This is a genomic window from Caulobacter sp. 10L414 (genome assembly GCF_056395525.1).
In genome coordinates this window covers 56310-64427 of the sequence record NZ_JBFTJR010000039.1, presented here as the reverse complement: position 1 = coordinate 64427, position 8118 = coordinate 56310, and the positions used below count along the sequence as shown (strand labels likewise).

Annotated in this window: 10 protein-coding genes and 1 pseudogene; 6 read left to right on the top strand and 5 right to left on the bottom strand. The window is 69.5% G+C overall.

Annotated elements, in window-relative coordinates:
• On the bottom strand, positions 1–430 hold a 430-nt coding region (locus AC1DCG_RS16300; protein ID WP_477041558.1), incomplete at its 3' end, for a bestrophin family protein.
• Between the two features lie 128 nt (positions 431–558).
• On the opposite strand from AC1DCG_RS16300, the gene AC1DCG_RS16295 reads away from it, so the two are divergent.
• Positions 559–1071 carry a hypothetical protein gene (locus tag AC1DCG_RS16295; protein ID WP_477030360.1) on the top strand — a complete coding sequence of 171 codons (513 nt, stop codon included), beginning with the start codon at positions 559–561 and terminating at the stop codon, positions 1069–1071.
• A gap of 19 nt (positions 1072–1090) precedes the next feature.
• Here AC1DCG_RS16295 and AC1DCG_RS16290 read toward each other — a convergent pair whose 3' ends face one another.
• Entirely contained in the window at positions 1091–1693 is a 603-nt protein-coding gene (locus AC1DCG_RS16290; RefSeq protein ID WP_477030359.1) for a DUF3052 family protein, read from the bottom strand.
• Positions 1694–1696: 3 nt separating this feature from the next.
• Entirely contained in the window at positions 1697–2503 is an 807-nt protein-coding gene (locus tag AC1DCG_RS16285; RefSeq protein WP_165257911.1) for a crotonase/enoyl-CoA hydratase family protein, read from the bottom strand.
• 232 nt (positions 2504–2735) lie between these two features.
• On the opposite strand from AC1DCG_RS16285, the gene AC1DCG_RS16280 reads away from it, so the two are divergent.
• The 4 genes and pseudogenes from AC1DCG_RS16280 to AC1DCG_RS16265 all read left to right on the top strand — a co-directional run.
• Positions 2736–3098 (top strand): response regulator, encoded by a 363-nt coding sequence (locus AC1DCG_RS16280; protein WP_233247561.1) that lies wholly within the window; start codon positions 2736–2738, stop codon positions 3096–3098.
• 48 nt (positions 3099–3146) lie between these two features.
• Positions 3147–3761, top strand: coding sequence for a pyridoxamine 5'-phosphate oxidase family protein (locus AC1DCG_RS16275; RefSeq protein WP_477030358.1), 615 nt, complete (start codon positions 3147–3149; stop codon positions 3759–3761).
• 249 nt (positions 3762–4010) lie between these two features.
• A complete protein-coding gene (locus AC1DCG_RS16270) occupies positions 4011–5627 on the top strand; it encodes a carboxylesterase/lipase family protein (protein ID WP_477041557.1) in 1617 nt (538 codons plus the stop codon).
• Positions 5628–5728: 101 nt separating this feature from the next.
• Positions 5729–5809 (top strand): annotated as a pseudogene (locus tag AC1DCG_RS16265) (hypothetical protein); the annotation flags it as partial.
• 10 nt (positions 5810–5819) lie between these two features.
• On the opposite strand, the gene AC1DCG_RS16260 reads toward AC1DCG_RS16265, so the two are convergent.
• Both AC1DCG_RS16260 and carA read right to left on the bottom strand, forming a co-directional pair.
• On the bottom strand, positions 5820–6224 hold the full coding sequence (locus tag AC1DCG_RS16260) for a globin domain-containing protein (protein ID WP_165257918.1): 405 nt from the start codon (positions 6222–6224) through the stop codon (positions 5820–5822).
• A 147-nt stretch (positions 6225–6371) separates the two neighbouring features.
• Complete coding sequence (carA, locus tag AC1DCG_RS16255) at positions 6372–7538, bottom strand: glutamine-hydrolyzing carbamoyl-phosphate synthase small subunit (RefSeq protein ID WP_477030356.1); 1167 nt, start codon at positions 7536–7538, stop codon at positions 6372–6374.
• 243 nt (positions 7539–7781) lie between these two features.
• On the opposite strand from carA, the gene AC1DCG_RS16250 reads away from it, so the two are divergent.
• Positions 7782–8081, top strand: coding sequence for a DUF1272 domain-containing protein (locus AC1DCG_RS16250; protein WP_477030355.1), 300 nt, complete (start codon positions 7782–7784; stop codon positions 8079–8081).
• Positions 8082–8118 lie beyond the last annotated feature (37 nt).

The following is an 8118-nucleotide window of genomic DNA, read 5'->3' as shown; positions in this document are numbered from 1 at the left end:
GGCCGGGAACCTCGCGCCAGCGCGCGATGGCCGCGCGCTCGTCGCCGCCCCGCAGGCGCGCCGCCAGCCCGCCGGCGAACCCCGCCAGGCCCAGCAGCAGCGGCTCGCGCTTGTCGGTCGGCAAACCTTGCGTCTGTCGCGCGAAGCTGCGGGCGGCGATGATCAGGCCGCCCCAGAGCTTGCGCGCCTCCCACCAGCGGTCGTAGCAGGCGTTGTTCCGGAAGCTCATGAAGATCGACAGCGACAGGCCGATCAGCGTGAAGGGCAGCGCATTCAGCCGCTCCAGCGCCGCGGGCCAGCGCTGGGCCGTCAGCACCGCGCCGATCGACACCAGAAGCAGCACCGCCAGCCTTCCTGCGATGCTGGGCAGGATCGAACCGCGCAGGGCGAAGGCGATTTCGAAAAGGCCGGCGCGACGCCCTACGATCATGATCCCGCTCCGTCTGATGGCCTGCTCTACGCCCGGCGCCAAGACGACGCCACCCTTCCGCGCGCGCGGCCTTGGCCGAACTGCAACTGCGGGTTAGACAACGGCGGGATCACTGACGGGGGATTGTGATGCTACTGGCCATCGGAGCAGCGCTCGCCATCGCGACCGCGACGCCCGCGGCGCCCGCGACCTACGCCGACGACGTCTATCCCATCGGCACGGTCGAGCCGTCGTGCAAGGGCGGGGTCAGCTTCTCGCCCAAGGGCACGATGACCCGCCTGCTGGGCTGCATGTTCCAGGCCTTCGCGGCCACCGATCCCCAGAGCCCGACCTTCGCGGCCGACCTGAGGCAGAAGTGGATCACCAAGGTCGGCATGGCCCGCGTCCAGGGCGCCAGCGACGAGCTGCTGGGCAAGTGGGCCCAGCAACCGAGCTCAGGCATGTTCACCCGCGCCGACTTCGCGCCGGTCCGCTTCGAGAACATGACCATGAAGAACCTGGAGAACGGCAACTTCACCTTCGACGGCGACCTGCTCGCGCAGGAAGGATCCGGCCTCGTGCGGCGTTCGCTGTCGGGCGAGTACGCCCTGTTCCGCGGTTCGTGGACGATGATCCGCTTCGACATCGGCGAGCCGAAGTAGCGCCAGTCCGGCGGCGCTTTCAGCCCTTGCGCCGCACGAACCGCAGGGCGGTGTGGGTCTTGGAGAAGGCGCAGACCTTGGTGTCCGACAGGCCCACGCCCCTGGCGGCGGCCAGCACGTCGGTGTCCTTCAGCGGCGCGGTCTTGCCCTTCTGCGAGACGACCCAGATCGCCCCCTTCTCGGCCAGCGCCCCCTGCAGGTCCTCCAACCGGTCCAGCTGCCCCAGGTCGTCGGCCGCCAGGAACAGCAGGTCGACGTCCTCGAAGTCCTCGCCGGGCCCGACCTGCGCCTCGACGCGGGTCGAGAGCTCGTCCAGGAACGCCTCGTCGTCGACGCCGTCGACCACCACGCTCATGCCCGGCTTGACGCCCAGCTTGTCCAGCCGCGTCGGCGGGTTGAGGATGGCGTGCACCCACTTGTCGGCCTGGCCGGGATCGAGGGTGAAGCGCGTGCCGTCGGACAGGACGATGTCGTCGTCCTCGGCGCGGATGTCGCGCAGGGCGTGGCCCTGATAGATGCCCCGCACCGCCCCGCGGAAGATCAGCTTGGGCGGCTCCCACAGCAGCTTGCCGTCGCTCTCGCCGTCGCTGAGCTGGCCCCAGGCCCGCGCTTCCTTGCCCATGCCTCAGGCGCCCCGGAACGTGGGTTGGCGCTTTTCGAGAATGGCGTCGACGCCTTCCATGTGATCCTCGGTGTGGTGGGCGATGGCCTGAGCGGCGGCGCTCATCTCCATCAGGGTGTCGTAGCTCGCCGTCTGGCCGTGCTTGAGCAGACTCTTGGCCATGCGCAAGGCGTGAGGCGGCTGGGCGGCGATCCTTTCCGCCAGGGCCAGCGCTTCGCCCATCAGATCGCCCGACGGCACAGCGCGGCTGATCAGGCCCCACTCGGCCGCCTTGGCCGCGTCGATGACGTCGCCGGTGAACAGCAGTTCGGCCGCGCGGCTCATGCCCACCGTGCGCGGCATCAGCCAGGCGCCGCCGTCGCCGGGGATCAAACCGAGCTTGAGGAAGGTCACCCCGAACCGCGCCGTGTCGGCGGCGATGCGGATGTCGGTCATGCAGGCCACGTCGCAGCCCAGGCCGATGGCCGCGCCGTTGACCGCCGCGATCGACGGAACCTCCAGGCCGTAGATGGCCCGCACGATGCGGTGGATGTTCTTGCGGTAGCCGTCGCGCACCGCCACGCCGTTGCCGCCGAAGGCGCCTTCGCGGGCCTTCATCGCCTTGACGTCGCCGCCGGCCGAGAAGGCCTTGCCCGCCCCGGTCAGGATCACGCAGCGGACGTCCTGGTCGTCGTTGATCGCCTCGCAGGCGGCCGCCACCTGGTCGCCGTCGCCGGGCGCGCCCAAGGCGTTCATGGCCTCGGGGCGATTGAGGGTGAGGATGGCGACGTGGCCGCGCTTTTCGGTGAGGACGAGGGGCTGAGACGTCATGGGTGTGGGGCGCTCCTGCAATCTTGTTTTTCCCTTTGCATAGAGGCTTTCGGCCGGAGAGGGAAACGTCCCCGCCCGGCTCTCGCGAGGCGGGCGGCGCCATCACGGCGGCGTGACCTTCCGTGCGTGCAGCAACACATTTCTGATGGCGAACACGCGAAATCGATTGGCGAGAACTGAAAGTTCGGGTTGTAGTCTTGTAAGGGACGACAGCGGATTGGCGTTAAGTGCAGTGAAACGGTCCCAAGGCCACGCGCTCATCATCGAGGACGAGATCCTCATCGCGCTCGAGGTCGAGGCCCTTCTGGCCGCCCAGGGCTATTCAAGCTTCGACATCGCCGACAGTCCGCAGGAAGCGTTGACCTGCGCCCTGGCTCGCGCGCCCGACCTGATCACCGCCGACTTCCGCATCATCGGCGGCACGGGGCTGGAGGCGGTCGAGGCCATCGAGGCCAAGCTGGGCCGCATCCCCACCGTGTTCGTCACCGGCAACGCCGACCAGTTGGCCAACGCCCGCCGCACGATCGTCGACAAGCCGATCTCGCCTCGCCGCCTGGCCGAGGCCTGCCAGCAGGCGCTGGACCGCCGGGCCTGACAGGCGCGCCACGCCGCTGCTAGGCTCCCGGCGAACGGGAGACGGCGCATGGCGATCATCGACACCCTGGAAGCGCTGGAGGCGATCTACAGCCCAGCGCCCGTCGCGGCCTCCACCGCCAAGGTCAGCGACCGCCTGACAAGCGACTATCGCCGGCTGATCGAGGCCTCGCCGTTCCTGGCCCTGGCCACGGTCGGCCCCGAGGGCCTGGACTGCAGCCCGCGCGGCGACGCCCACGGCCTGGTGACCATCGCCGACGAACGCACGCTGATCCTGCCCGACCGGCGCGGCAACAACCGCATCGACAGCCTGCGCAACGTCATCCGAGACCCGCGCGTGGCCCTGCTGTTCCTGATCCCGGGCTCGGGCACGACCTTCCGGGTCAACGGCCGGGCGGTGATCAGCGCCGACCCCGACCTGCTGGCGCGGCTGGCCGTCGACGGCAAGGCGCCGCGCACCGCACTGATCGTCACCATCGAGGAATGCTATTTCCAGTGCGCCCGGGCGGTGATGCGCGCGGGCCTGTGGAGCCCCGAGGCCCACGTCGATCCCAAGAGCCTGCCCAGCGCCGGCGCCATGCTGGCGGCGATCACCGCCGGCGAGGTCGGCGGACCGGCCTATGACGAGGCCTGGCCCGCACGGGCGGCCGCCTCGATGTGGTGATGCCAAGGAACCTCCCCCTCTGGGGGAGGCGATCGCGCAGCGATCGGTGGGGGGCGTAGCGGCGAAATCGGCCAGAACTTCGAAAGCTGAGAACCTCCCCCACCGGCCTTCGGCCGCCTCCCCCAGAGGGGGAGGTTCCCGGAGGCTGCGGCGCTCACCCAATCTCCCTGCGCAAAATGGATTGTCACCGGTGTCATGGTTCGTGCTAGCCATGACGCAAGCTCGTCAGAAGCGCCGGAGGAAGACCCCATGGATCGTCGCAGCCTGCTGCTGGCCGCCGGCGCGGCAGCCGCCGCCAGCGCCCTGCCCGCTCATGCCGCAAAGCCGACCGGTCCCGCCCGCTCGCCCATCGTGACCACCGCCGCCGGCAAGGTGCGCGGATCGACCACCGCCGACGGCGTACACGTGTTCAAGGGCCTGCGCTACGGGGCCGACACCGGCGGCGCGAACCGCTTTTCTCCGCCCCGCAAGCCCCAGCCCTGGACCGGCGTCGCCGACGCCCTGGCCTATGGCGCGGCCTCGATGCAGACCGGCAAGGGCGAAGAGGGCGAGACCCTCTCGGAAGACTGCCTGTTCCTCAACGTCTGGACCCCGGCCAAGGCCGGCAAGGCGGGCCTGGCCGACGGCGCAAAGCGGCCGGTGATGTTCTACATCCACGGCGGCGCCTACAACGGCGGCTCGGGGAGCAGCCCCTGGTACGACGGAACCCGCCTGGCCAAGCGCGGCGACGTGGTGGTGGTGACGGTGAACCACCGCCTCAACGCCTTCGGCTACCTCTATCTCGCCCGCCTGTTCAACGATCCCAGCGTCGCCGACAGCGGCAATGTCGGCCAGCTCGACCTGGTGCTGGCCCTGCAATGGGTGCGCGACAACATCGAGGCCTTCGGCGGCGATCCCTCGCGGGTCATGCTGTTTGGCCAGTCGGGCGGCGGAGCCAAGATCGCCACGCTGCTGGCCATGCCGGCCGCCAAGGGCCTGTTCCACCGCGCCGCCACCATGAGCGGCCAGCAGGTCACCGCCGGCGGCCCGTTCAACGCGACCAAGCGCGCGAAGCTCTTTCTGGAGAAGCTGGGGATCAGCGACCTGGCCGCCTTGCGGGCCCTGCCCGCCGACCAGTTGCTGAACGGCCTGAAGGCGATCGATCCGGTGGCCGGTTCGGGCGGGGTCTATATGGGCCCGGTGCTGGACGAGCGCTCGCTGACCCGCCATCCGTTCTTCCCCGACGCGGCGCCCCAGGGCCTCGACGTGCCGCTGATCTGCGGCAACACCCATGACGAGACGCGCGGCTTCGTCGGCTCCGATCCCAAGGTGTTCGACATGACCTGGGACCAGGTGGTCGAGAAGCTGCCGTCCCAGTTCAACGCCCGCATCGACATCGACCCGGCCACGGTCGTGGCGGCCTATCGCCAGATGTACCCGGCCTACTCGCCGTCCGACGTTTATTTTGCCGCCTCGACGGCCGGACGCTCGTGGAAGGCGGCGATCCTGCAGGCCGAGGCCCGCGCGCCGACCCGCGCGCCCGCCTGGGTGTATCAACTGGACTGGAAGTCGCCCAAGGACGGCGGCATCTRGGGCGCGCCGCACACGCTGGATATCTGCCTGGTGTTCGGCACGCTGGACGCCAAGGGCGCCATCGTCGGGACCAACGCCCGCAGCCAGGCGATGTCGAACACCATGATGGACGCCTTCGTCGCCTTCGCCCGCACCGGCGATCCCAACTGCGCGGCCATCCCCAAGTGGGAGCCCTACACCCTGCCCCGCCGCCAGACCCTGGTGTTCGACGAGACCACCCGCATGGCCGACGACCCGCGCGGCGGCGAGCGCGAGCTGTTCAACAAGGTGCCGTTCACGCAGTTCGGGACTTAGAGGGAGCCGCACAACTGGCAACCTCTCCCATAGGGAGAGGGAGGGGCCCATGCGCAGCATGGGAGGGTGAGGGGTTACGCCCTCACCGCATAGCCCTGGATCGTGCCGGCACGCCGGCCGACCTCGTAACCCCTCATCCTCCCACGCCTTCGGCGCGGGCCCCTCCTTCTCCCTCTGGGAGAAGGCGAGAAGTTAAGCCGCCACCTCGCCCTCTTCGTCCTCATCCTCGTCGTCGAAGTCTTCCTCGTCCGGGCCCAGGGCCAGGTCGCGGAGCAGTTCGATCTGGTCGGCGACGTCGGCGGTGATCTCGTCGTCGATCCCGGCGGCTTCGAGGGCGGCGGCCAGGTGGCCGATGATCAGGTCCAGCTCGTCGTCCTCCAGCGCGTTGGCGCCGAACCACACCTGGGCCAGTTCCAGGTCGCCGCGGGCCTCGCCGGCCTCGGGATCGAGGGCCCCGGCCACCACGGCGCGAGCGCCGGGCGCGACCTCGCCGCCGAACAGGCTCTTGAGCCGCTCGTCGCCCTGGGCGCGCTGGAAGAAGTCGCTGATCACCGACTGGGCGGCGGCCTCGCCGCCGATGCGTTCATAGGCGCTCATGCCGTCCTCGTGAGATTGGGAACGGCGAAAACGCTAACACGGGTCGCTCAATCGGTGCGTGAACCCTGGGCGATGGTTTCGTGACAGGACCCGGAAACGAAAAACGCCCCGCCTTTCGGCGGGGCGTTTCGTCTTACTTCGCCCGAACTACTTCGCCTTGTCCATCAGGCCGGCGAAGCGCTCGAAGATGTAGAGGCTGTCGGTCGGGCCGGGCGAGGCTTCCGGGTGGTGCTGGACACTGAACACCGGCTTGTCCTTCAGGGCGATGCCGGCGTTGGTGCCGTCGAACAGCGAGACGTGGGTCTCCTGCACCGGCTCGGGCAGGCTTTCGCTGTCCACCGTGAAGCCGTGGTTCATCGACACGATCTCGACCTTGCCCGTGGTCAGGTCCTTGACCGGGTGGTTGGCGCCGTGGTGGCCCTGCTCCATCTTCACGGTCTTGGCGCCCAGGGCCAGAGCCAGCATCTGGTGGCCGAGGCAGATGCCGAACACCGGCTTGCCGCTGGCGACGAGCTTCTGGATTTCCGGCACGGCGTACGCGCCGGTCGCGGCCGGGTCGCCCGGGCCGTTGGACAGCAGGACGCCGTCGGGATTGCGGGCCAGGATGTCCTCGGCCGAGGTGTCGGCCGGAACCACCGTGGCGCGGGCGCCCACGTGAGCCAGGGCGCGCAGGATGTTGCGCTTCACGCCGTAGTCGATGACGACCACTTCGTACTTGGGCTGCTCCAGCTTGGCGTAGCCGGCCGGCCACGACCACAGGCCCTCGTCCCAGGTGAAGGTCTGGGTGGTCGAGGCGTCCTTGGCCAGGTCGAGGCCGACGACGCCCGACCAGTCGCGGGCCTTGGCCTTCAGGGCGTCGAGGTCGAACTTGCCGTCGGGCGAGTGGGCGATCACGCCGTGCGGCATGCCGGTCTCGCGGATCTTGCGGGTCAGGGCGCGGGTGTCGACGCCGGCCAGGCCGACGACGCCGCGGCGCTGCATCCAGCCGTCGAAGTCGCTGTTGGCGCGCCAGTTGGCCGGATCGGTCGGGACGTCGCGGAAGATCGCGCCGCGGGCGGCCGTCTCGGCCACGCCGGTGATCTGCTCGACGTCTTCGCTGTTGGTGCCGACATTGCCGACGTGCGGGAAGGTGAAGGCCACGATCTGGGCCATGTAGGACGGGTCGGTCAGGATTTCCTGGTAACCGGTCATGGCGGTGTTGAAGCACACCTCGCCGACCGCGTCGCCGACCGCGCCGCAGCCCACGCCCTGCAGGACGGTGCCGTCGGCCAGGACCAGAACGCCGGTGACGCCGGGGAGAAGGTCTTGGGACATCTCGAGAAGCGCCTCCAGAACGCGTGGTTATTGTTGCAAAAAGGCGGGCCAGGGAGAACCCCGCCCGCCGCGCAAACGGCGGGGTGTTTAGGGGTCGCGGGCGGGGGGGTCAACCCCTCGGATCACGGCTTTTCGCCAGCCCCGCCACATTCCCGTGATCTCCCGACGCGCCCCCTCGCGCGGATGCCCCTCAAGCCCTTATGGTGCGGGGCTTCAACGCATAAGAACACGGGAGGACGGCCCTTGCTCGAACTGCGCCCCAACTGCGAGTGCTGCGACCGCGACCTGCCGCCCCAGAGCGAGCTGGCGCGCATCTGCACCTTCGAATGCACCTTCTGCGCCGACTGCGCGGAGAGCCGATTCCATGGCGTCTGCCCCAATTGCGAGGGCGACCTGGTGGCCCGGCCGATCCGTCCCGACAGCAAGCTGCACCGCTTTCCAGCCTCGCTGCGGCGGATCAACAAGGCCCACACGGCCTGCGCCAAGCCCCCGCCTCCCGCCACGCCCGGCAGCGGTCGGGACGGCTGGAGTGTGACCCTTTAGGCGCACCCTGGATCAATCGGTCGCACGCCTGCATCCG

What these genes read in the sequence shown, in the direction of transcription:
- AC1DCG_RS16295 (WP_477030360.1), top strand. Translation starts at nt 559, where the DNA reads ATGCTACTGGCCATCGGAGCAGCGCTCGCCATCGCGACCGCGACGCCC.
- AC1DCG_RS16290 (WP_477030359.1), bottom strand. Translation starts at nt 1,693, where the DNA reads ATGGGCAAGGAAGCGCGGGCCTGGGGCCAGCTCAGCGACGGCGAGAGC.
- AC1DCG_RS16285 (WP_165257911.1), bottom strand. Translation starts at nt 2,503, where the DNA reads ATGACGTCTCAGCCCCTCGTCCTCACCGAAAAGCGCGGCCACGTCGCC.
- AC1DCG_RS16275 (WP_477030358.1), top strand. Translation starts at nt 3,147, where the DNA reads ATGGCGATCATCGACACCCTGGAAGCGCTGGAGGCGATCTACAGCCCA.
- AC1DCG_RS16260 (WP_165257918.1), bottom strand. Translation starts at nt 6,224, where the DNA reads ATGAGCGCCTATGAACGCATCGGCGGCGAGGCCGCCGCCCAGTCGGTG.
- carA (WP_477030356.1), bottom strand. Translation starts at nt 7,538, where the DNA reads ATGTCCCAAGACCTTCTCCCCGGCGTCACCGGCGTTCTGGTCCTGGCC.